The 23,466-nt window shown below is 37.7% G+C and carries 23 protein-coding genes; 12 read left to right on the forward strand and 11 right to left on the reverse strand.

Annotated elements, in window-relative coordinates:
* The first annotated feature begins 93 nt into the window (after positions 1-93).
* Both Rain11_RS02375 and Rain11_RS02380 read left to right on the forward strand, forming a co-directional pair.
* Positions 94-522: a hypothetical protein gene (locus tag Rain11_RS02375; protein ID WP_133121473.1), complete on the forward strand. Its 429-nt coding sequence runs from the start codon at positions 94-96 to the stop codon at positions 520-522.
* Between the two features lie 37 nt (positions 523-559).
* On the forward strand, positions 560-1,549 hold the full coding sequence (locus Rain11_RS02380; protein ID WP_101357729.1) for a glycosyltransferase family 9 protein: 990 nt from the start codon (positions 560-562) through the stop codon (positions 1,547-1,549).
* Here Rain11_RS02380 and Rain11_RS02385 read toward each other — a convergent pair.
* From Rain11_RS02385 to Rain11_RS02415, 7 genes are all read right to left on the reverse strand, one after another.
* The gene (locus Rain11_RS02385; protein WP_133121474.1) at positions 1,497-1,751 is read right to left on the reverse strand and encodes a hypothetical protein; all 255 of its coding nucleotides are present in this window, start codon (positions 1,749-1,751) and stop codon (positions 1,497-1,499) included. The genes Rain11_RS02380 and Rain11_RS02385 overlap by 53 nt on opposite strands.
* 97 nt (positions 1,752-1,848) lie before the next feature.
* The gene (ribD, locus tag Rain11_RS02390) at positions 1,849-2,883 is read right to left on the reverse strand and encodes a bifunctional diaminohydroxyphosphoribosylaminopyrimidine deaminase/5-amino-6-(5-phosphoribosylamino)uracil reductase RibD (protein ID WP_243390528.1); all 1,035 of its coding nucleotides are present in this window, start codon (positions 2,881-2,883) and stop codon (positions 1,849-1,851) included.
* Positions 2,883-3,128, reverse strand: coding sequence for a NifU family protein (locus Rain11_RS02395; protein ID WP_101357731.1), 246 nt, complete (start codon positions 3,126-3,128; stop codon positions 2,883-2,885). Before Rain11_RS02395 ends, ribD begins: the two co-directional genes overlap by 1 nt.
* 54 nt (positions 3,129-3,182) lie before the next feature.
* Positions 3,183-4,946, reverse strand: a complete 1,764-nt coding sequence (locus Rain11_RS02400) for a tetratricopeptide repeat protein (RefSeq protein ID WP_101357732.1) — start codon at positions 4,944-4,946, stop codon at positions 3,183-3,185.
* A gap of 76 nt (positions 4,947-5,022) precedes the next feature.
* Positions 5,023-6,135, reverse strand: coding sequence for an AI-2E family transporter (locus Rain11_RS02405; RefSeq protein ID WP_101357733.1), 1,113 nt, complete (start codon positions 6,133-6,135; stop codon positions 5,023-5,025).
* Between the two features lie 77 nt (positions 6,136-6,212).
* The gene (locus tag Rain11_RS02410; RefSeq protein WP_101357734.1) at positions 6,213-6,755 is read right to left on the reverse strand and encodes an NADH-quinone oxidoreductase subunit B; all 543 of its coding nucleotides are present in this window, start codon (positions 6,753-6,755) and stop codon (positions 6,213-6,215) included.
* Between the two features lie 38 nt (positions 6,756-6,793).
* Positions 6,794-7,165, reverse strand: coding sequence for an NADH-quinone oxidoreductase subunit A (locus Rain11_RS02415; protein WP_101357735.1), 372 nt, complete (start codon positions 7,163-7,165; stop codon positions 6,794-6,796).
* 171 nt (positions 7,166-7,336) lie between these two features.
* Between Rain11_RS02415 and Rain11_RS02420 the strand changes: the two genes are divergently transcribed.
* The 3 genes from Rain11_RS02420 (at position 7,337) to Rain11_RS02430 (ending at position 10,951) form a co-directional block, all read left to right on the forward strand.
* Positions 7,337-9,073 carry a GAF domain-containing sensor histidine kinase gene (locus Rain11_RS02420; protein WP_101357736.1) on the forward strand — a complete coding sequence of 579 codons (1,737 nt, stop codon included), beginning with the start codon at positions 7,337-7,339 and terminating at the stop codon, positions 9,071-9,073.
* A gap of 98 nt (positions 9,074-9,171) precedes the next feature.
* Positions 9,172-10,434: a sodium:proton antiporter NhaD gene (gene nhaD, locus Rain11_RS02425; protein ID WP_101357737.1), complete on the forward strand. Its 1,263-nt coding sequence runs from the start codon at positions 9,172-9,174 to the stop codon at positions 10,432-10,434.
* 73 nt (positions 10,435-10,507) lie between these two features.
* Complete coding sequence (locus Rain11_RS02430) at positions 10,508-10,951, forward strand: zinc finger protein (RefSeq protein WP_101357738.1); 444 nt, start codon at positions 10,508-10,510, stop codon at positions 10,949-10,951.
* Here Rain11_RS02430 and Rain11_RS02435 read toward each other — a convergent pair.
* On the reverse strand, positions 10,929-11,594 hold the full coding sequence (locus Rain11_RS02435; RefSeq protein WP_101357739.1) for an HAD family hydrolase: 666 nt from the start codon (positions 11,592-11,594) through the stop codon (positions 10,929-10,931). The genes Rain11_RS02430 and Rain11_RS02435 overlap by 23 nt on opposite strands.
* A gap of 87 nt (positions 11,595-11,681) precedes the next feature.
* Here Rain11_RS02435 and Rain11_RS02440 point away from each other — a divergent pair, with 87 nt between their 5' ends.
* The gene (locus Rain11_RS02440; RefSeq protein WP_101357740.1) at positions 11,682-14,030 is read left to right on the forward strand and encodes a TonB-dependent receptor; all 2,349 of its coding nucleotides are present in this window, start codon (positions 11,682-11,684) and stop codon (positions 14,028-14,030) included.
* Positions 14,031-14,088: 58 nt separating this feature from the next.
* A complete protein-coding gene (sdaAB, locus tag Rain11_RS02445) occupies positions 14,089-14,766 on the forward strand; it encodes an L-serine ammonia-lyase, iron-sulfur-dependent subunit beta (RefSeq protein ID WP_101357741.1) in 678 nt (225 codons plus the stop codon).
* A gap of 3 nt (positions 14,767-14,769) precedes the next feature.
* On the opposite strand, the gene Rain11_RS02450 is transcribed toward sdaAB, so the two are convergent.
* The 3 genes from Rain11_RS02450 to bshB1 form a co-directional block, all read right to left on the reverse strand.
* Positions 14,770-15,501 carry a peptidylprolyl isomerase gene (locus tag Rain11_RS02450; RefSeq protein WP_101357742.1) on the reverse strand — a complete coding sequence of 244 codons (732 nt, stop codon included), beginning with the start codon at positions 15,499-15,501 and terminating at the stop codon, positions 14,770-14,772.
* Between the two features lie 147 nt (positions 15,502-15,648).
* On the reverse strand, positions 15,649-18,183 hold the full coding sequence (locus Rain11_RS02455) for a PAS domain-containing protein (protein WP_101357743.1): 2,535 nt from the start codon (positions 18,181-18,183) through the stop codon (positions 15,649-15,651).
* A 94-nt stretch (positions 18,184-18,277) separates the two neighbouring features.
* Complete coding sequence (gene bshB1 / locus Rain11_RS02460; RefSeq protein WP_101357744.1) at positions 18,278-18,982, reverse strand: bacillithiol biosynthesis deacetylase BshB1; 705 nt, start codon at positions 18,980-18,982, stop codon at positions 18,278-18,280.
* Positions 18,983-19,100: 118 nt separating this feature from the next.
* Here bshB1 and Rain11_RS02465 point away from each other — a divergent pair, with 118 nt between their 5' ends.
* From Rain11_RS02465 to Rain11_RS02485, 5 genes are all read left to right on the forward strand, one after another.
* Positions 19,101-19,679: an ankyrin repeat domain-containing protein gene (locus Rain11_RS02465; RefSeq protein WP_101357745.1), complete on the forward strand. Its 579-nt coding sequence runs from the start codon at positions 19,101-19,103 to the stop codon at positions 19,677-19,679.
* A 27-nt stretch (positions 19,680-19,706) separates the two neighbouring features.
* On the forward strand, positions 19,707-20,726 hold the full coding sequence (locus Rain11_RS02470) for a WG repeat-containing protein (protein WP_101357746.1): 1,020 nt from the start codon (positions 19,707-19,709) through the stop codon (positions 20,724-20,726).
* 35 nt (positions 20,727-20,761) lie between these two features.
* Complete coding sequence (locus Rain11_RS02475) at positions 20,762-21,373, forward strand: hypothetical protein (protein WP_101357747.1); 612 nt, start codon at positions 20,762-20,764, stop codon at positions 21,371-21,373.
* A gap of 12 nt (positions 21,374-21,385) precedes the next feature.
* Positions 21,386-22,468 (forward strand): tetratricopeptide repeat protein, encoded by a 1,083-nt coding sequence (locus Rain11_RS02480; protein WP_101357748.1) that lies wholly within the window; start codon positions 21,386-21,388, stop codon positions 22,466-22,468.
* Positions 22,469-22,816: 348 nt separating this feature from the next.
* Positions 22,817-23,344 (forward strand): tetratricopeptide repeat protein, encoded by a 528-nt coding sequence (locus Rain11_RS02485; RefSeq protein WP_101357749.1) that lies wholly within the window; start codon positions 22,817-22,819, stop codon positions 23,342-23,344.
* Positions 23,345-23,466 lie beyond the last annotated feature (122 nt).

Consider the following 23,466-nt stretch of genomic DNA (forward strand, 5'->3'; position numbering starts at 1 on the left):
CATTGAACAAAAAACAGCAAAGAGACGTTTCTTGTAAAAGAGCGTCTCTCTTTTTTACAATTTTTGTTTTTCAAGATTTATAGAGAAAATTTAATGAAAAAACTCTACGCAATATGGTTACTTTTATGTTTGAGTTTTTCCTCCTGTCTTATCAAAGATAGTGAAGTGCAAGGCATTTACGTAACTGGCGACTATACCGTAGTTTTAAGACATTGGCTCAATCCTTCTAACCGAGATGCTTTTTTTATTGCCAACTATCCCGATAGCTCTGCAATTGCTTATCCTGCTTTTCTTTTAGAACTCCGCAAAAACAAGCAATATGCCGTTTTTCATATACAGGAAAAGGAAGGCAGTAGAAAAATTTTTTACTATTCTTTACAGCCCAATTTTTTAGAAGATAGTCGTAAAATTGAAGTCAAAGACCTAAAAATGATTTCGGCAAAATCCATTGTAGCAGGTGTAGAACTCATAGATCCCGATGAAACCAAATCCGTTATCCTGAACGGCACACTCAATAAATAAAAATCTTTGCTACCTTTGCCTTTCAAAATGCTTTTCAATGAAAATTATTATCAGCCGTACCGATAATTTGGGAGATGTAGTTTTAACCCTCCCTCTTGCGGGCTTTTTCAAAGGGCAAAACCCTGATAACCAAGTTGTTTTTATAGGTAAAAATTATACCCAAGCCATCATAGAAAGTTCTGTGTATGTAGATAAATTCCTTGCCAAAGAAGCGATTTTAGCCAATCCGAATTTGCTTGCCCAAGAAAATGCAGATGCTATTTTGTTTGTTTTCCCTGATGTAGAAATTGCCCAAATTGCTAAAAAGACGAAAATACCCACACGCATAGGAACAAGCCATAGGTGGTGGCATTGGTTGTATTGCAATAAGAAAGTAAGTTTTTCTCGGAAAAATTCTAACCTTCACGAGGCACAGCTCAATTTCAAACTTTTAGAAGGTTTAGATTTGTTTTTAGAACCTAATTTCGGGCTTATTCAGGATTGGTATGGCTTGAAAACTCCTCAATTGCCCGAAAATTTGCAAAACCTGCTTTCGCAGGAAAAAGTGAATATTATTTTACATCCTAAATCCAAGGGTTCGGCAAGAGAGTGGCATTTAGATAATTATTATGCCCTTGCCAAACAAAATTCCGATAAGCAGTTTTTTATTACAGGTACACAAGCAGAAGGAGAGTTGGTTTTAGCCCAAAAACCTCAAATTTTTGAACTACCCAACGTAAAAAATCTCACAGGAAAACTCTTATTACAAGAACTAATCGCTTTTATTGGAGCGGTAGAAGGAATTGTAGCTTGCAGTACAGGACCGCTCCATATTGCGGCGGCTTTGGGAAAATATGCTTTGGGAATTTACCCGCCCATACGCCCTATGCATCCTGGGCGTTGGCAACCCATTGGTAAAAAGGCAAAAGTTTTAGTGCTTTCCAAAGAATGCTCCGCCTGCCGAAAAAGCAATTTCTGTGCCTGTATCAATGCTATTAGCGTGACAGAAGTGAGCCAAGAAATTGCCAAATGGCAGAAAGAGGCGTAAGTTCTTGCACTCTTTCTGTCATTTTTTCTTGGAAAGGCTTTTGAAAAGAGATTTCTTGGTGTGTCTTCCAAAAACTTTCACCCAATTTCCAAAGAAAAATACTGATAAGAATAACTGCAAAAAACTTGAAAAATATTAAGTTTTGACTTTGCTCTTGATTAAGACGCTTCATAGTTGTAATGGTTTGCCATATAAAAAGCATTTTTTGTGCCAAACCCCCAAAACCCTTCTATTTTACTAAAAAATGAATTTTATCTTGAAAAAAGGGCAAAGAGTGTCCGCAATCGGACAAAAATTGTTCATTTCCCAACAAAATGATTCTCATATAAAAATAGCTTATCCCCTTGCACATCTTGAACTTTCTTAGCCGAAAAAGGTAATTTGGGGGCTGAAATACCTTCCTCAAATCTTACTTGCGAAACAAATACCCTTGCCTCGTCCCAAAGATTTTTTTCAATAAAACTCTGAAGCAATTTCGCTCCCCCTTCTACCAAAACCGATTGAACTTTTCGTTCAAATAAGTCTTGCAAAAGATTTTCTAAGAAAAAATCTTTATCCAAACGAATAAAATGTAAATTGGCTGAAGTTTCACTTTTTTGCAAATTATAGCAAAAAGTAGGCTGTGAGCCATCAAAAATATGGTGCGTAAGCGGAAGGTTCAGGTTTTTATCAATCAAAATACGAATAGGGTTTCTGCCTATCCATTCTCTTACATTTAATTGCGGATTGTCGTAATAAGCGGTATTTGTACCAATCATTATGGCTTGCTCCTCCGAACGCCACTTATGCACCAATGTTCGGCTGTGAATATTGCTAATCCACTTGGAACTAAAATCTTTGCGAGCTATAAAACCATCGGCAGTTTCAGCCCATTTGAGTATGATATACGGACGTTTTTTTTCCATAAAAGTAAAAAAACGCCTGTTCAAATAACGAGCTTCCTGTTCTAAAACCCCTACTTTTACTTCAATACCTGCATTTTTTAAGATTTGTACACCTCTGCCCGCTACCAATGGATTGCTATCCAGATTAGCAATGACCACACGTGGAATTTTCTTTTCAACAATTAAATTAGCACAAGGAGGGGTTTTACCAAAATGCGAACAAGGCTCTAAATTAACGTACAAAGTACTATCCGCAAGTAATTCAAGATGAGTTACAGAAGCAATTGCATTCACTTCGGCGTGAGATTTTCCATATTCTTTGTGCCAACCTTCTCCGATAATTCTATCCTGATAAACAATTACACACCCAACCAAAGGATTAGGAGCAACCGAACCCGTACCAAGTGTTGCTAATTGCAAAACCCTTTGCATTAGGTCGGTATCACTCATCAGATAGCAGTAGTTAAATTAACCGCCTCAATCGCCTTAATTTCAGGCACTTCCTGACGAATAGTAGCCTCAATACCCGCCTTGAAAGTCATTTCCGACATAGGGCAATTTCCACACGAACCTACAAATTCCAACTTCAAAATACCATTGTCTGTGATTTCCAAAATACGGACATTGCCTCCATCTGCCTCTAAATAAGGACGAATCTGATTGAGAGCTTTTTCTACTTTTTCAAGCAAATCCATATCTAAAAAGGAATTTCTACAAAAATAATAACAATTTACGGCTTGACAAAGTTTTCAGTCTAAGAGTTTAAGAGCTTTTTGGGCATCTTTATCATCGGGGTAGTATTGCAAAAAAAACTCTAAATCTTTGCGAGCTTGAGTTTTGTTTTTCTTTGCCCAATGAGCCATTCCCCTGAAATAATAAACCTGCACTGCATCAGGCTCTATTTCAAGCACCCGCTCACATTCTTTGAGCAAATCATCGTAACGTTCTTCTTCGTGTAAAAAATTGATTTTATCCAAACGATAATCTACTTCTTTGGGGGCAAGAACAATTGCCTTATCAATACATTTGAAAGCCCCCTCTGTATCGCCTATTTCAAAAAGCAAATGGGCTTTTTCGGCATAATAGTTGGCTTGTAAAGGGCTGTGGCTGATGGCTTTATCCAAATAAAAAACGGCTTGTCCTATGTTTTGAGCTTCGGCAGCGGCAAGTCCTCTCATCAGGTACAAATACCCCAAATCTCGCTCTTTGGGCAGTTTCTCAGCTTTTTCAAAATCACGATTGGCATCTTGAAATTTCCCCATTAAGGCGTAGGTTATCCCCCGAATTGTGTAAGATTTGGAGTTGAGGCTATCTATCGCCAAAGCCTTTTCAATATCTTTGAGGGCTTCGTTGGTTTTATCATTTTCCAAAACATTCAAACTTCGCTCTTGGTACGCTGTAACTAAAACGCTATCCAAAAATTTTTGAGAAAATTCTCTCTGAAAAATAGAATTAGCATTCATTAAAACTTCTACTTTTTCGTCTTTATCATTGCGTAACAAATAAATTTCAGGCATCAGGACAAGAGCTTTGAGATAATTTTCCCTCGCTGATTGAGCTTTCTTAGCGTAATGAGCCATAATTGCCTTATCGTAATAAAACTCAGCAGGAAAGCTATCGTCCAATTTTTCGGCATTTTGCATTGCTTCCCAAGCCTCTGTATATTTTTTCTGCTGAAAAAGACACAAGGCTTGTACATAATAAAGCTCTGAATTTTGAATTTCCTTGATGCTTTGAATGATAGAAAGTGCCTGTTTATAGCTTTTCGTTTTATAGAGAGCCATTGACCAATAATAAAAATCTTCTTCGGTAAAAGCATTCGGATTTTTTTTCAAAATCTGCTCATAAGTGCGAATGACATCTTTGTAACTACCTCTTTCATAAGCAATTAATGCTTTTATTTTTTGAGCTTCTATGTTTTCAGGCTCTTTTTTTAGCACTTTTTGCAAGATGTTTTCTGCTTGGCTAAATTCTTTGTAGGTTTGGTAGGTCAAGGCTTTTAGTAGTAAGAATTGTATGTTTTCAGGAGCATAGGTAAGCCCTTTATCCAAATATGCTTGTACCATTTTAGGGTTATCTGCCTTAAAATGTGTAAAAGCCATCTGATAAATAGCTCCTAAATGAGTGCTATCCATTTTTAGTGCTTTTTCCAAATCTTTGAAAGCCTGTGGAAATCTTTGCTGGTTAGCTCTGGCTTCTGCCCTGCCCAGAAAACCATCTATATCCGTGGGGTAGTAACGAATAATTTTAGAAAAACTACGTTCCGCTTCTTGATTTTTGCCTTCTTGAAGCTGATAAAAAGCTCGGGCATACAGAGCCTTGTGCCAGAGCGAATCTTGCTTCAAACACTCATCAAGTAATTTATAGCCCTGCTGATAATCATTTTTATCAAAACTTTTGAGAGCATCATTGTAGATTTTTTCAAGAGAGGCTTCATCTTTTTGAGCAAAAAGAGTAGCCCCCCAAAAAATAAGGAAAAAAGTAAAAAAAGAAATTCTGAAACTCTTTCTCATAAAATTAGAATTTTTTTCAACACCCGGAAATAAGTAAGAATGTTTCCTTTTTCTTGTTTCTTGCCTCTAAGCACAATTACCTAAAACTCCTGTAACGTCTGAAGCCTTTACGTAATTCCTTAATACTCACCTTGATAATGGTATAAGTAGGAATTGCCACAATCATACCCACTGCTCCTGCAAGACTTGCCCCCGAAAAAATCACAATAAAAATCTCCAAAGGGTGAGCCTTTACACTTTTAGAAAAAATAAAAGGTTGTAAAAAAATATCGTCTATCAAACGAACTGCAAAAAACAGCGAAATAAATTTAATAAGTTTGAGCGAAAGTGGAAAATCAGGAACAGAAAAACTATTTGTTACTATTACCAAGATACCAAAAGCAAATCCCGAAAAGGGTCCTAAATAAGGAATGAAATTGATAGAAGCCGCTAGTGCCGCAATCGTGAGAGCGTAAGGAATATTGAGTAAAATCCCTCCTACTGCATAGATAGTGAAAACCGCCAAAGTTTCTATCAGAATACCACGCAAGTAGTTGGAAAGTAAATGTTCTATTTTGTAAAAAGCCGTAATGAGTACCTCAAAATAACGATTAGGAATAGCAGAAATTACCATTTTACGAAAAAGCCCTTTTTCATAAAGCAAAAGGAAAGTCATAAAAGTAATAGCAAGCAAATACACAAACACCGAACCTGCCACCCCAACCAAACTATTTAACATACCTGCAATATCAAACTTTTCAAGAAATGTTTTTAGAATCGTATTCAACTCTTCTAAAATAAATCCTTTTTGAGCATTTACTTTAAGCTCTTCTATGAGAAAATTCTCTAAATTTTCAATTGGTTCCGTAATTTGCAAGCTCAAAACATTAGGCTCAATAGAGCGTAAGAGCCGAAGTTGGTCAGAAATAAGCGGAAAAAACAATCGTACAAAAAGCGTAACAAAAGCTACCATCGCCACCATTGCTACCAACACGGCAAGCACACGAGGAATTTTTACTCTAAAAACATAAATTTCAGAGATGTAATCTACCAAAGGACGTAAAATAGTGGCTATGACGAGTGAAATAAGCAAATATCGCCAAACATCAAAGAGCAACCAACCCAAAAAAATCAAGAGCAATAGCCCCAAACCAATCTGTAAGGCTGTTTTCCATTTATTATTTGGCGAAAAAGAAAGTGTTGCAAGCATTTCTGATATAAACTTTTAGACCTACAAGAAACAAACAAAGTTCTTGTAGGTCTTTTTTTAGGCAAATTTCAATCTTATTACTGCACCAAAATATTATACGAGGCGAGCAGTTCCTTGTATTCAGGGCTATTACGGCGTCTTAAAGATTCATTTTTTGCAAGTTCCTGTAACTGCATAATACCTTCTAAAATTTGCTCGGGGCGAGGCGGGCACCCAGGCACATACACATCAACAGGTATGACCCTATCAATACCCTGTAAAACGCTATAAGTATCAAAAATGCCTCCACTGGAAGCACAAGCCCCCACTGAAAGCACCCAACGAGGTTCTGCCATTTGCTGATACACCTGCTTTAAGATAGGTGCCATTTTTTTAGCTATTGTACCTGCTACTATGAGCATATCGGCTTGCCTTGGTGAAAAACTGGGACGCTCCGAACCAAACCGAGCCAAATCGTATGTAGAAGCCATTGTACTCATAAACTCAATGCCACAGCAAGAAGTAGCAAAAGGTAGGGGCCAAAGCGAGTTAGCACGAGCTAAACCAATAATTTTATCAAATTGTGTGGCAAAGAAGCCTTGTCCTTCGTAACCTTCGGGTTTATCTACAATTTTAACCATAGTTTTCTAAATTTGAATTTCAAGCAAAAAAAATGAATTTATTCCCACTTCAAAACATCACGTTTGATGATATAATAAAAGCCAACCAAAAGCAAGCCCACGAATGTAAGCATTTCCCAAAAACCAAACCAACCCAAATCCAAGAAATTCACCGCCCAAGGATACATAAAAATAATTTCTACGTCAAAAAGCACAAACAAGATAGCCACTAAAAAGTACTTGATAGAAATTGGCGTACGAGCATCTCCTACGGATTCAATGCCACACTCAAAGGCTATATCCTTATTTTTACCTTTGCGTCTGGGACCTAAAAAATGAGTAGCAGCCATTGTAACTACTACAAAACCCAAAGCTAAACCCAATTGTATCAGGATAGGCAAATAATCAGAAGGGGTATATATTTTTTCCATACTACTAATTTTTGAGCGAAAGTAGCAAGCATTTTCTCAAAAAACAAGTAAAAAATCAAGTTTGTTCAAAAAAAATCGTTCAAGAGATGTAAAACGAATTTCCAAAATTTTGGATTTTAAGGTTTTTTGTATATTTTCGCTCAAAAAACAATTACTACACCACATTTTTTTATGAATTATATTGAACGCCTTTCCCCTGTTTGCTTTGATTTACTTGTTATAGCTTCGCTAATGGGAGATAGGTTCAATGCGGCTATGCTTGCCGAGCTTTATACCAAAAAAGAAAATTTAGATGCCCTTGCTGAGGCTATCCGTGAAGGCGTTGTAGAACAATTTACTGAAAAAGATGAGCAGTTTTTCCGTTTCAAGGATAATAGCGTAAAAACCTATTTTAGCCAAAATGTAGCTAATATTCACGACGATAGCGTACTACGAACCATTGTGAAATGGCAAGTAGAGCAATTTAATCAAGCTGAAAAGCGTATCCAACGCTTCACCCAAAAGCACGAAGAGGGTATAAAAATTCTCAAATATCTGCTCAATCACCCAATTATTGTAGAAGGTTTGTGGAATGAAGCTTTGCCACTGATTACCGAAAATTTACATCAACTTATTGGTGCAGATTTGATTAGTATCTGGGCATATGACGAGAACCAAGGCATAGTACAATGCATAGAGATGTACGACTATAAAGCCCAAAAACACATCAGCATCAAAGATATTAAGGCTAATACCTTGTATATGAAGGACTTTCCCACTTACTTTGAGATTCTCAAAAATGAAAATATTATTGTCGCCAACGATGCTTTCAATAATCCCGCTACTTATGAACTTACCGAAATTTATCTTAAACCTATGGGGGTTAAATCCCTGTTAGATGTACCTTTCTTTATGGGTGGCAAATTGGCAGGTATCATCTGCTTTGAGCAATATAATATGCGAATTTGGCTTCCTGATGAGATTTTTTTTGGAGTAAGTATTGGTACTTTTCTCTCGCTTACCTATCAAGCCTTACAACGCAAACGCTCCGAAAAGCTCTTGCAAGAAGCTAATGAGTATTTAGTAAAATTGAATAATGAGATTATCCAACAGAATGAGGAAATTAGATCACAAGCAGAAATCATACGTGAGCAAAATCAGGAATTGCAGGCTCAATATGCTTCTATACAATATCTTAATCAAGGTTTGGAGGATTTGGTCAAGCAAAGAACTGAAAATCTTAACCAAACCACTGCCAAACTTATTTCTATCAACGAAGAGTTAGATACTTTTTTTTATCATTCGGCTCACGACTTACGCCGCCCACTCACTAATATTTTAGGACTTTTAGAGCTTGCTAAGATGCAAAACCCGTCCCAAGAAATGCAAGAAATATTAGGGTACATCAATGATACTGTGCTGGGAATGGACGCAATGCTTCGTAAACTTATTAGCATCAGTGCCATTCACAATCAAATTAACGAAAAAAAATTCATTGATTTTGAGGAAATTCTTAGCGAAGTATTGCTTTTACTTCAAAGGTTGATAGCACAGAAAAAGGTAGAAATCATTAAACAAATAGAGCCTCGTTTAGATTTTTATGCCGAAAAAGAAGCCATAAAAGCCATTTTGCACAATTTCATTGAAAATGCCCTTATTTTTGCTCGCCCCGAAGGTGCTTGGGTAAAAATAGAAGTATTCAGACAAGAAAATCAACTTTGCATACGCATAACTGATAATGGTATTGGTATCCCCGAACAGTATCATCAGAAAATTTTTCAGATGTTTTTTCGTGCCAGCACCTATTCGCAAGGCAATGGGTTGGGGCTGTATATTGTTCGTAAAGCCGTAGAGCAGTTGCAAGGCACTATTACCCTTCAAAGCGAACCTGAAAAAGGCAGTGCTTTTTGTGTAAAATTGCCTTACTGAGTGTTTTTCGCTACTCTGCCTATCTTTTTTCAACAACAAAATCCTTGCTTTCTCGTTAATATTCCATAGTTTTGCGGAAATTTTAACTCAACCAAGCAATGATTACTGCTATTATCGTTATTTTTTGTATTGGCTATTTACTGATAGCCTTGGAGCATAATATTCGCCTCAATAAAACTGCCCCTGCTTTGCTGGCGGGTATTATCTGTTGGGCTATTTATATCGTAGCTGCTGATAACAAACAACTTGTTCAGGAACAATTATACCATCATTTGGCAGAAATTTCACAAATTTTATTTTTTCTTTTAGGAGCTATGACCATCGTAGAACTCATAGATGCTCACGATGGCTTTGATATTGTTAAAAATCAAATCAATACCAAAAATAATAAGCGTTTGCTTTGGGTAATGAGCCTGATTTCGTTTTTTTTAGCGGCAATCATAGATAACCTTACTACCGCAATTGTAATGGTTTCTATTTTGCGAAAGGTTGTCAAAGACAAAGAACAAAGGCTTTTATTTGCAGGTGTAATGGTGATTTGTGCCAATGCGGGGGGGGTATGGTCGCCGATAGGTGCTGTAACTACTACAATGCTTTGGATAAAAGGGCAAGTTTCGGCAGGAGCAGTAATTACCGAAATATTTTTACCAAGTTTGGCTTGTGCCCTTACGCCTCTTATCTATTATCAGTTCAAACTTCCCAAACAAGAAATTCAACAATTTAGCGAAAAAAACGAAGAAGCCAACCCTGACGGGAAAACTATGCTGACACTGGGGGTGGGAATATTGATAATGGTACCTATTTTCAAGACACTCACAGGATTACCTCCTTTTATGGGTATGCTTTTGGGGCTGGGTTTGGTTTGGGTTATTTCCGAAGTTATCCATAGCAATAAAGATGATGAACGCCGCCGTCCCCTTTCTGTGGCTCACGCCCTTTCACGCATTGATACTTCCAGTATCCTGTTTTTCTTGGGGATACTACTTGCCGTAGGGGCTTTGGAATCTACCCACATTCTCACTAATTTTTCTGAAATAGTAACGAATGCCGTCAAGGATTTTAACCTCATTTCTCTTATTATTGGGGCTTCTTCTTCGGTAGTGGATAATGTGCCTTTGCTTGCGGCGGTTCAGAATATGTATTCTATGGAGCAGTTTCCTATGGATAGTAAATTTTGGCTACTCACAGCTTATTCCACAGGTACAGGCGGAAGCATACTCATTATTGGCTCGGCGGCAGGCGTTGCCGCTATGGGTATGGAAGATATTACCTTTACGTGGTATCTGAAACGTATGTCGCTGATTGCTATTGCAGGATTTTTGGTAGGTGCAGGTGTGTTTTTCCTTTTGCACGGTTGGTAAAGTTTAGTAATGTCTAAATATCTTGATTTCTGATTATTGTTTTCTACACAATTACAAGTAGAACCCAACTGCTATGTCTTGGCTTTGTATTTCTTGCGAAACCGTTAATTACAGCGATAGCCAAAAGTGCATTGTTTGCGGTCTTGAAAGATTTTATTCTTTCAAAGAAGTGCAAAATCTTTTGGATAATCACCCTGAATACAAAACCTTACAAGAACAAAACAAAAAGCTCAACCAACAAAACAAATGGCTACAAACTCGTAACCGCAACCTAACGCAAGAAAATAAACAACTCAAAGAAATACTCGCAGAGCTTGAAAGAAAAGTTTCAGAAAACTCTCAAAATAGCTATCAACAAGAAAATAATGAGGAACTTTCCTTGCAAAAGGGAAAAATAGTAAAATCTCAAAACTCTAAAAACCAAAGTTCTTTTAATGTTTTACAAGAAAAAATCTTTTGGGGTGAAATAACTGCTTTTTTAAGTGCTTTTTGGGCTATTTTTTGGAGTATTCGCTAAAAAAATCGCAAATATCTTCTGCAAAAGGAGTAATATGCAAGGTCTGCAAACCAACTTTTTTAGCCCCTTCCAAATTACGCAAGCTATCATCAATAAAAAGCGTTTTTTCGGGATTGAGTTTGTTTTCTTTGAGTACTATTTCATAAATGGCAGTTTCAGGTTTGGCTTTACCTACCTCAAACGAATAGTAAGGCTTTTTCACTAAGTTTTTCAAAGTCTGTGCATCGGTTTGTCTTCGCAAAATATTTTCAACCTCCTCCAAATGCGTAGGATTGGTGTTGCTCAAAATAAAAGTAGGTAACTCTTTCTGCAACTTTCTGAGCAGATCTACCCTTTTTTGTGGGATATCCAAAAGTAAGGCATTCCACGCCTGTTCAAGCTCTATTAAAGTGGCATTTAAGCCAAAAATTTTCCGAATTTCTGTAAAAAAGGTAATTTCTCCTATTTTACCCGTTTCAAATTCATAGAAAATGGGGTGTTTGGTCAAGTACTCACCTTCGCCAAATTGATGAGTAGTGTAATTTTCTAATTCTTTGATGGTTAGGTTGAAGTCAATATCAATAATAACCCCGCCTAAATCAAAAATAATAGCTTCAAGACCATTTTGAAGCAAATTTTGCACCCAAACTTTCTTTTCTTGCATAGCTGAAATTTTGCACTAAATTAGAAATTTTATGCGTATCTTTGTAACAAAACAGCAATTTTAGCCGTTTTTTGCAAAAAGCAAGCTATGAAAAATCTATTTATCGCATTCAGCGTATTATTTTTTTTCGCTTCCCCTCTTTTCGCACAAAATAAATTCACCATTAGCGGGTATGTACGCGATGCCGCCACAGGCGAAGACCTCATCGGGGCATCGGTTTGGGAAGCCAAAAGCAAAGTAGGTATTCTTACCAATGCTTATGGCTACTATGCTCTGGAAATTCCTATCAGTAACGACACCATTATTCTGAAAGCGAACTTTGTAGGCTATGCCGAATACACACAAAAAATTTTTCTATCCAAAAACCTCACACTCAATATTCTTTTGCAAACCGACCAAGCCCAAGAGCAAATTGAAGCGATTGAGGTTGTTGGTGAAGATAAGTTCAAAGATGCCGTAGAAAAAACGCAAATGAGTGTGGAAAAGTTAGATTACAAGGAAATCAAAACTGTGCCTGTGGTTTTTGGTGAAACAGACCTTATCAAAGTTTTGCAACTCAAACCGGGTGTAAAATCAGGTTCGGAGGCTTCGGCGGGTTTGTATGTTCGCGGCGGCGGACCCGACCAAAACTTAATACTCTTGGACGAAGGACTTATCTACAACGCCGCTCATCTGTTTGGCTTTTTTAGCATTTTCAATTCTGATGCTATCAAAAATGTAGAACTCTACAAAGGCGATTTCCCTGCTCAATATGGGGGTAGGCTCTCTTCCGTGCTGGATATTAAAATGCGTGAAGGCAACAAAAACCGCTTTTCAGGTACAGGCGGCGTAGGACTGATTTCATCAAGGCTCACGCTGGAAGGTCCTATTCAAAAGGGTAAATCTTCGTTTATAGTTTCGGGCAGAAGGACGTATTTTGATATTATTACTCGCCAAATCAACAAAGCCAACGAAGGCAAACCCAACTACAACCCTATTCCTGACTATTATTTTTATGATTTGAACCTCAAAGCCAATTACGAAATTAGCCAAAAAGATAGGATTTTTGTGAGCGGTTATTTCGGCAGAGATGTTTTTAAGTTTGCTGGCAATCAGGGTAATTTTAACTTTGATTTTGATTGGGGTAATAGCTCTGCTACGGTGCGTTGGAATCATATTTTTAGCCCTAAACTATTCCTGAATACTACCGCAATTTATTCTGACTATCAGTACAAAATTCGCAACCGCTTTGCTTCTTTTATTTTCAATATTGGCTCCAACATCAAAGACTACAACTTCAAAACTGATTTTGACTATCTGCATAGCGAAAAACATCATATTCGCTTCGGAGCTCAAGCCATACATCATCAGTTTGGCGTGGCTCGCATACGCTTTGCCAGTGATGATAACCGAGTGAATTTCAATTCGGGCAATACTTTTGAAGCCACCGAAATGGGCATTTATTTCAACGACGACATAAAACTGAATGAAAAATGGCGACTAAATGCAGGTGTAAGGGGGTCAGGATTCGTGCAAAATCAAACTTTTTATGCAGGTCTTGAACCTCGTACAGCCTTTCGTTACAAACTAAATGAAAAAACGTCCTTAAAAGCCAGCTTTGCCCAAATGTATCAATATGTGCATTTGCTTTCTAATTCGGGGGCTACTTTACCCACAGATATTTGGTATCCTTCTAATGAAGTAGTCAGACCGCAACTTTCAAGACAAGTAACAGCAGGGGTAAGCCATTTGTTCAAAAATGATGAACTACTATTCACCGCCGAAGCCTATTACAAACAAATGAAAAACCAAATTGATTTTCGCGATGGGGCTAATCTTTTCCTTAACGATAACCTCAATGGCGAATTTGTATTCGGCAAAGGTTGGAGCTATGGATTAGAGTTTTACATAGAAAAAAAAGCAGGGAAGTTCACAGGCTGGCTCGGTTATACGCTTTCTTGGACGAAACGTCAGTTTGCCGATTCTTCCAACAATAATGCCCCTATCAACTTTGGAAAAGCCTTTTATCCTCGTTATGATAGACGCCACGATATTGCCCTTGTGCTTATGTACAAACTCAATGAAAAATGGACTTTTGCTTTTAATTGGGTTTTTGGTAATAATAATTGGGTAACTATCCCACAGGGCAGATTTGGCGTACAGGGGGTAAATGGAGCAAATTTTCTTTTGGGAAATGACTTCGGCGAAAGAAACAATTATCAAATGCCTGCCTATCACCGAGCCGATTTGAACATTATACGCAAATTCAAACCCAAATGGGGCGAATCTGACCTTACTTTTAGCATTTACAACCTCTATAACCGCCGCAATGCCTTTGTGATTTACTACGAACCTACCGAAGAAAATGCCCAAATCAACTTTTTCACGCAGTTCAGAGCCCGACAGCTCGCTCTTTTCCCCATTATTCCTACTCTCACTTACAATTTCAGGTTTTGAGATTTAGCAAAAAATTGCTAACTTTACAACATTCCAACGCAATCAGATTTTTTGGCTTATGAATGAACGCAGTAGCATTTTTGATATGATAGGACCTATAATGATTGGTCCTTCCAGCTCGCATACAGCAGGCGTAGTACGTATTGGCAGGGTAGCTCATAAAATTTTAGGCAGAACTCCCCAAAAAGCGATTATCACTTTTTACAATTCTTTTGCCCAAACCTATGAAGGACACGGGAGCGATAGAGCAATTATTGCAGGACTAATGGACTTTGCCACTGACGATACACGCATCAAAAACTCTTTTGATTTTGCCAAAGAAGCAGGTTTTGAATATACCTTCAAAGCCGTAGGCAATGCCTCTTTATATCACCCTAATACCGTGAAACTGGAATTAGAAGCCGAAGGCAGACAAATTGAAGTAATTGGCGAAAGCCGAGGCGGGGGAATTATCAATATTGCTTCCTACAATGGCTTTCGGGCTGATATTTCAGCTTCAATGCATACGCTTATTGTTCTTGCCGAAGACACCAAAGGCAAACTTGCTTTCATAGCCAATATTTTAGCCCAAGATGAGTGCAATATCGCTACTGCTTCGGTTTCAAGGAAAGGGAAAAATGATTTGGCTTGCCACTTTTACGAAATGGATAGCCCTATTCGCCCTCTCACGCTTGAATACCTCCGAAGTCTTAAATGGATTCACGAAATTACTGCTATTGATTGCACGCAAATCTGAACTCTATTCCTCTTGGGGCTTTGCTTTTTTCTTTTTTTTAGAAGGCTTTTCAGGGTACTGAAAGCCATATTTTTTTGTAACTTCTTTGCGTTTCATTACTTTGATAGAGGCTTTCATTCGTATATCTTTCAGGGGTCGGTCGCGAGAGTCAGTAGGTTCGGCAATGATTTTCTCTAAAACCTCAAAACCCTCTAACATCTCTCCAAAAACCGTGTAGTTTTGGTCTAAATGAGGTGTGCCTTTTTTAGTTTTGTAAAACTCGCGATGCTCCACGGGGAATTTGACCTGTATTTTTGCAGAAAGAGCATCTAACTCTTCATCGGTAAAGGTTCTACCCTGCACAATATAAAACTGACAGCTACTAGAAGCCTTTTGTGGATTATTGTCGCGTGCCGCTGCCAATGCCCCTCTTTTATGGAAAAGTTCTGGACGAAGTTCAGCATCAATACGATAATTCAAGCCACCCATACCGAGCATTTCACCGGGTTTGGCGTTTTTAGAATTCGGGTCGCCTCCTTGTATCATAAAATCCTTAATAACCCGATGAAAAAGCAAACCATCATAAAATTTTTCACGAACAAGTTTCAAAAAATTTGCTCGGTGCTTGGGTGTTTGCTGGTAAAGTAAAAAAAGCATATCGCCGTAATCGGTTTGTATAAGCACCAAACTATCTTTTTTTTGGGCAAAAATACTATGAGCCAAAATAAGCAGGCTGAAGGCAAAAATTTTTCGCATAATTGTAAATATTTACGTTCAAAATCAAGGGTTTGAAGGTTCAAAAATTTATGGTTTGAGTGAGATTAAGGCGTTCCTTCTGCCTAAATCCAATTAAATTCTTGTTTCCTGCTTCTTATTTCCCGTTTCTATTTTACGCCCAGGCTTTTAGGAAGTTTTGGTTTCTAACATTTCTTGCAATTCTTTGAGCTGTTTTTCAAGTTCTTCAATCCGTTTTTTGTCTTGTTTTTGTTTTTCAAAAAGAGTAGCCATAATTCTTTGGTTTTCGGCTTCGGCGAGTTTGGCTTCGGTAATATCTTTGGCAAAAACAGAAATACCTATTACCTCCCCTTTTTCATTGAAAATTGGGTTAAAAGAGTGTTCGCGATACTGAATTTTTTTATTGCCCAAATCTCTCTTAATAACTTTTTCAAAACGCTCACCTGATAAGGCTCTATCGTAATATTTTTTCCATTCCTCGTGCAAATGTTCGGGTATGGTGGTAAAAATATTATCACCTTCCTTGAAGTTGTATTCTTTACGCCTTTTTCTGAAAACTTCATTAAAAACTAACAAGTTATAGTTTTTATCAATCGCCATAATGGAATCTTCGGTATTGTTGATGAGCGATTGTAAATTTGCCTCTTTCATTTTAAGCTCTATTTCGGCGGTGCGTTGTTGGGTAACATCAGTAACAAATACCGAAGCCCCCACTACCCTTTGTCTTTCATTGTAAATAGGATTGTAAAGAATATCGTAATAATACGTAACGCCACGAATAGTAACCGTAGCACTAGTTTTGAAACGCTCTCCCGACAAGGCTCTCTTGATTTCCTCCATCATTTGCTCATAGGTTTTGCCCGGAAAGGCATCATCAATAATTCTACCTGTATCCAGATACACACCCACCGACTCGTAAAGATTCTTCATAGCCTTATTGATAACCGTGATTTGCCTTTTATGGTTGAATGCCATAATAGCATCGGAAGCATTATCCAGCAATGCACGCATATTACCTTCTTTTTCAGAAAGTTCTCTTTGGTTGCGTTGCATTTCTTCTTGGGTAGCCTGTAATTCCTCAATATTCTGGCGTAATTCTTCTTCTTTTTCTCTCATTAGAGTAGTTATTCTTTGCGACTCTTCCAAAAGTTGCTGGGTTCGGCGGTTTACTTTGGTACTTGAAAAAGTAGAAGCTACACTATCGGCTATCTGTTTAATAAATTCTTGCTGATAATCCTCAAATTCGTGAAAAGATGCCAACTCCATCACCCCTTCTACTTGCTCATTGATTTTGAGTGGTACAATAAATATAAACTTCGGATTTGCCCCACCTAAACCTGTTCTTATTTCAATGTAATCATTGGGTACTTCACTCAAATAAATCGGCAAACCTTCTATCCACGCTCTACCTACTAAACCTTGCCCTTTCAGGATTTTCTTCTCAATGAATTTCTTTTTATTGTATGCATAAGCGGCGGCAAGCTCTAAAAAGTGTTCGTTGGGATTGGTGTCATTTACAATAAAAATTCCTCCCTGATTAGCTCCTACATATTTTACAAGTTCGCCGATAAGCTCTTCTGAAAGCCTTTCCAAGTTATTACTTTCACGGCGTAAGATTTCACTAAATTTGGCAATACCTGCGTTCCGCCAAGTACGAATACGCTCCTCTTCCGATACCTTCAAAAGTCCTTCTCGCATCTGAGCAATTGCCTCCCCAAAAGTTCCCTTACCCTCAAAAACATTCAACTCCGCATCATATCTTCCTTCTTTTACGCTAATAGCATATTTTCGCAAATTTTGGAGGTTTTTGGTCAGAATGTTCAGATTGCGAGTGATAGGTTCTAGCTCGCTTACTTGGGTGTGCAAAGTTTCGGGTAAGCCCCCTTCGGCAAGTTCTTCGGTAAAAATATCCACCCGTTCCAGATTTTTTCCGATATGGCTATTGAGCAAGAAAATAAGAGCTACCAAAGCCACCGCCGTAATGAGAAAAACAATTACCTGAAAAAGTGTAAAAAACTGATTTTCTTGCCCTATATCTACGTAAAGTTTTTCGGTGGCTTTATCATTAAAGCCGATAAGTTGCGAAAAATATACGTCTAACTCCTTTTGCAAGCGGGTAATTTCATTAGCAAGCAAAAAGGCAAGAGCATCATCATAAAAAGTAACCGCCTTATTAGCTTTGATAGCCGTAGTATCAGAAATATCTACTCTATCAGAATAATAAACAGGGCTTCTTTGCCCTTTCTTGTTGATAGCAATTGCTTCTTTGACAAGTTTATCCATTTTAGCAAGCCTATCAGCAATTGCCTCGTAGGTTACAGCTAATTCGGGCTCATTGCTACGTTTTGCCACTATTCTTTGCAAAGAATCGTTGAATGCCAAAGCCTTTTTTTCCCACAAATCTAAAATTTCTTCATTGGTACGAGAGCTAATGCGTTGTTCAGCAGCATAAACACTATTTTGCAAAATAGAAATCATCTGATTGACCGCCTGAAAGCAGGCAAATGCATACACCTTTACAGGCTGATAAGTAGAAGCTATTGCTTCGTTGCGTTTGGTAACCTGCACCATTCGCCCAATAAGTAAATAAGCAAACACTATCATCAGAATACCCGCAACAGCAATGCTCAACACGATACGCCCCTGAAAAGATTGCGTATTGAACCTAAAAAGGCGTAAAAGACGACTGATAAAGGTTTTCATCTTGTTTCAAGCAGATTTTCTTTCAAAAGAGTTTTCCAAATTTATGCAAATTTGCAATTTCCTCAAAATTTTCAAATAAAACTGCAAGAAACTTTTATCGTAAATGCCAAAGCGAATTAACCCCTATCATTCGGCTGGTAGTAAAGCCTTCGCCATAAATAGCTCCAATCTGATGTCCAAACTCTTTGGCACGAGCTTCAATAAAATCAAAAAATTCAGGAGTTGAAATATAGGTTTGTGGCTCACTATCCCCTTTGGGAGCATTGAATTGCGTAGTATAAGCTAAAATAGCTTGCTTTTTGATTTCCCAGAAATCCGTAATATCCACTACAAAAGTAGGCTGAATATAGCGGTCTTGAATGAAATGATACACAAAATCAGGACGATGAGCCTCTTGAAAAGTTTCAATTTTTCGTAATCCCGCAAGAAAACAGGCATCACGCACCAGTTCGGCGGCACGGGCGTGGTCGGGGTGGCGGTCGGTGATAGCATTGGTAAGCACAATTTTAGGTTTGTACTGCCGTATTTTATGAATAATAGCCAACTGATGCTCTTTATCATTCCTGAAAAACCCATCGGCAAAACCTAAATTTTCTCGCAAATGCAAACCTAATATTTGAGAGGCTTTTTCTGCTTCTTTCTGCCGTGTCTGAATATTTCCTCGCGTACCTAATTCTCCTTGTGTTAGGTCAATGATACCCACTTTACTACCTTGTGCAATATGCAGAGCTAATGTACCTGAACAAGAAAGTTCCGCATCATCAGGATGAGCGGCAAAAACTAAAATGTCTAATTTCATTTTTGCGTGTTGTAACATTTAATTAGCCCGCAATATACAAATAAATTGTACAAAATACGTCATTTGACGTATGGGAAAAATCACTTTTTCAAACTTATTTTGAAAAAAAGAAATCATTATGAAAAAGACCTTCATTTTTTTATTGGCACAAGTGTTTCCTTTTGTCATTTTTGCCCAAACCGAAATTTTTGAGGCTATTCGCGATGGCAACCAAGAACGCTTTATGCAACTTGTGCAAGACCCTAAAAATGTAAATGCCAGTATAAAATGGCAGGAAAAAACTTGGCTTTACGAAAACTTCACGCCTTTGATGCAGGCTGTTTCGTACCAGAGAGAAGAAATGGTATTGGAACTGCTCAAACGCAAAGCCAAAGCAAATGCCAAATGCAAAGTAATAGAGGGCTATGAAATAGATAAATGCGATGCCAAGGTTACAGGTTATACTGCTTTGCATATGGCGGCGGCAAAAGGCAACGAAAACATCATCAAACTATTGATTAGAGCAGGTGCCGATACTCGTGCCGAAGTAAAAATTAAATTCCGACATAAGGAATGTTACAAAACCAAAGATGGCTGGTTTGTAGAGGAGTTTGTACTGGGTCCGCAGGGCTATGCCGAAACTTTTGGGCAAAATGATGCCGCCCGTATTATTCGTACCGCCAAAGGCTCTAAATGGATAAAAGAGCCGATAAAATAATTCATTAACCTATTTAATCAATTTAATATGCTCAAAACATCATTCTTGGGCTTATTTTTAGCCTTTAGCTTACAAACCTTTGCCCAAACCCTACCCGAGCTTATTCCCTACCGAAAAGGCAATATGTGGGGCTTTTGCTCGCCTGATAAAACCATTAAGATTGCGTGCAAATATGAAGAGGTTAGCGAATTTAGAGAAAATCTGGCGGCTGTACGAATCAACAAAAAATGGGGTTTTATTGATAAATCAGGGAAGGAGGTTGTTGCTTGCAGATACGAATCTGTTGGCGATTTTACAGAAGGTTTGGCAAAAGTAAAACTGAATAAGCAATGGGGCTTTATTGACCCCACAGGCAAAGAAGTGATATCCTTGCAATATGAAGAGGTGGGCGATTTTTGCGAGAACTTAAAAAAGAATTGTAGTGGCTTAGCACGCGTAAAACGCAACAAGAAATGGGGTTTTATTGATAAATCGGGCAAAGAGGTGATTGCTTGCCAATACGAATATGCAGGGTGTATGTGTGAAAATCTGGCAGCTGTGCAAATTAACAAAAAATGGGGATTTATCGATAATACAGGAAAAGTTGTTATTCCAGCTCAATTCGAGAGTTCTCTTTCCTTCAATGAGGGCTTTGCTGCTGTAATGAAAAATAAAAAATGGGGTTTTATTGATAAAAAAGGAAAAGAAATAATTGCTTGCCAATTTGATGATGCAAGATGGTTTTTTGAAGGATTAGCCGCCGTAAAAATTGATAAAAACAAATACGTATTCATTGATACTGCTGGCAAGGTTGTGCTTCCCGCTTCTTATGAAAAAAACTCTGTCATTTACGAACAAGCCCCTTATGAAGACGCTACAATTTTCAGCGAAGGGTTAGCTCCTATACAAAATTTTGGTAGATGGGGGTTTATTGACAAACAAGGAAAAGAGGTAATTGCCTGCAAATATGGTTTTGCTTCCATTTTTAACAATGGTATCGCCAGAGTTTTAAAAAACAGCGATAATTTCTACATAGACCGAAACGGCACAGAATTTTATGAACCTTAATTATCTCACCTTTCAAAAAACAAAAATCAAAATATATGAAATCCATTTATTTTTTTCTACTCTGTTGGTTTTTGGCAAAAAATGTTGCCATTGCCCAAAATGAATCTGCTGTTAGAATGATAGAAGCAGAAACTATCAGTAGCACTGAAAAGGTGATTGAAAAGGCTTCACATTCTCCTGTTGTACAAACTATTAAAGCCATTTCGGCTAAACAGGTTGAACCTTTGCAAACAAATGAATTAGTAAAACCTGCCCCTATATCAGGTAGGTTTGCCAAGCAAATTAAAAAGAACCTAAAACCTCAAAAAAATACTCAGGAAAATAATCCTAACAGAGAAGGTAAATTTTGGGCTGGTTTATTTGGTTTAATTTCTTCATTAGCCTTTGTGCTACTTTTTGGCGAAGCAGTATGGGGGATTTTCTTAGTTTCTATTGGGGCTCTTATCATATCTTTCATTATCAACGCCCGAGTAGGGAGCGTTTTTGCCGTTATCAATCTAATCGTTTCTTTGATACTGGTTATTGTAGGTATTTCCAGCTCCAATGGAATGGCTCTGCTCTTGGGATTGTTAATGCTAGCTTTTACACTTGGCTTAATGGGTGTTGGTTCTGCAAGTAGCAGTAGCACAGTTATTTTCTCACGATAAAATTCATAGTTTATGAAAAAATATGCCACTGTTATTTTCTTACTTTTGAGCCTTTGCGTAAAAGCTCAAAAAAGCATTCCTTCTGCCCCTAATACTACTGACGCACAAGGACACAGACAAGGAAAGTGGGTAATTACTTTTAGCAAAGACTGGTCGCCTTCCAAAAATGATATTGCTTTCTACAGAGTGCTTGAATACAAAAACGGGAAACCCGTAGGCAAAGTAAGAGATTATTTTGCTCATAATCATCAAGTACAATTTGAAGGAGAAATGATTGATGACACCCCTACCAAAGAAAAAATGAAAGGAACTTGTATTTGGTATTATGAAAATGGGCAAAAACAACAAGAAGCACGTTTTGATAATAATGGAAATCTTTTGGAAAGGAAAGTTTTTGATGAAAAAGGCAGGCAAATCCCCGCCGAACAGCTTAAAGCCCAAGAAGATTTAGAAAAAGGCTACCAACTCAACCAAGAAGGAAAATACCAAGAGGCTTTGCAATACTTAGAAAGTGCTAAAAAAGTCTTAAACAAAGAAAATTTTGGCAATTACTATCATTTTTTGCTTGGTAGCTTGGTGGTTTCTACACAAAACCTCAAAATGTGGGGAAAAGCCTCGCAATACGCTGATGAATATCTTGCTGTTCTGAAAGAGAAATTTGGCGAAAACGATAAAAACTATGTTGAGGCAGTAATGGATATAGCTTTCATTTACGAAATGGCAAACGAATTTCAGAAAGCCGAACAATGCTACCTTTTTATGCTCCGCTATGTAGAAAAAACGCAAGGCAAGCAATCCAAGGCATACGTTGCACAACTCAACAACCTTGCCTCTACCTATTTTCTAAAAAATGATTTCAAAACAGCACTCAAATACCTGCAAGAAAACAAGGATATTTCTGCCAAAGTCAATGGAAATAAAAGCACAGACCACGCTCTAATTCTTGAAAATATCGGGCAATGTTATCGGTATATGAAAGACTGCAAAAACGCCAAACCCTATTTGCAAGAAGCAATGGAAATATTCAGAGAGCAAAAAGGAACAAGTAGCAAAGAATTTCAGCGTTGCCAAAAAGCAATGAACGATTGTCAGTAAATCAAAAACTTACAATTTTTAGTTTAGATTATTGTTGGAAAGGCTTTTTCAAAGTGCTTTTATAGTATTAAAAAGACTTCCGAATTTGTGGTTCAGAATTAAAATATTTTTTTATTATGCTTAATAAACCACCCCTTAATCCCCTCCTTAAAAAGGAGGGGAGTTTGGATGTTCCTAAAATTTTGATTTTTAGGAGTTAACTTTCCCCTCCACAATGAGGAGGGGTTGGGGGTGGTGTTCTTAAAATTACATCTATCCAATATATCAAGATGTAATTCACATTTTTTAGTCATTATTTATTCCCAATTATGCTAAGAATTTTAAACTTCAATCAAATAACATTCAACTATGAAAATAATCTGCTTTTTCGGGCTTTATTTTTGGACTGTGTGCAATCTTTCAGCCCAAGATTGGCAAACACAATTCAAGCAAGGTGTGAGTGCCTATCAGGCAAAAAATTACAAAGAAGCCATTAGCCAATTTGGGTACGCCAAACAAGGAGCTATTGACTACGTAGGCAAAAATAATATCAACTATTATTACATTGTAACGCTTTTAGGCAGAGCCTACGAAGATAATTTGCAGTACAAAGAAGCAGAAAAAGAGTTTCGGGAAGCCTATGAGATAGCGAAAACTATCTTTCCTCAAAATCAGGAAGGATTTTTGGAAATGGCGGCTCACAATCTTGGAAAAAACTATTATTTGCAAGAAAATTACGCCGAAGCCGAAAAGTACACCCAAGAAGCCTATCAGCTCAACAAGTCTGCCCCTGAAATAGACCTTTCCATTTACAACACCTTGGGGGCAATCTGCAAAGAACAAGGAAAATTTGAGGAAGCTGAAAAGTATTTTAGAGAAATAATGAAAAGAGTTTAGTCCTCCGACAAAAGTTGAATAGTTTTTACAAGTTGTGGATATTGGGTATCATTTAAGAGGCAATATTGCAAAAACAGGAAACCATACCTAAAAAAAGAGAACTCTCTACGCCCGTTAGGACA

It is taken from the genome of Raineya orbicola (assembly GCF_002843425.1).
GTDB classification, from domain to species: domain Bacteria; phylum Bacteroidota; class Bacteroidia; order Cytophagales; family Thermonemataceae; genus Raineya; species Raineya orbicola.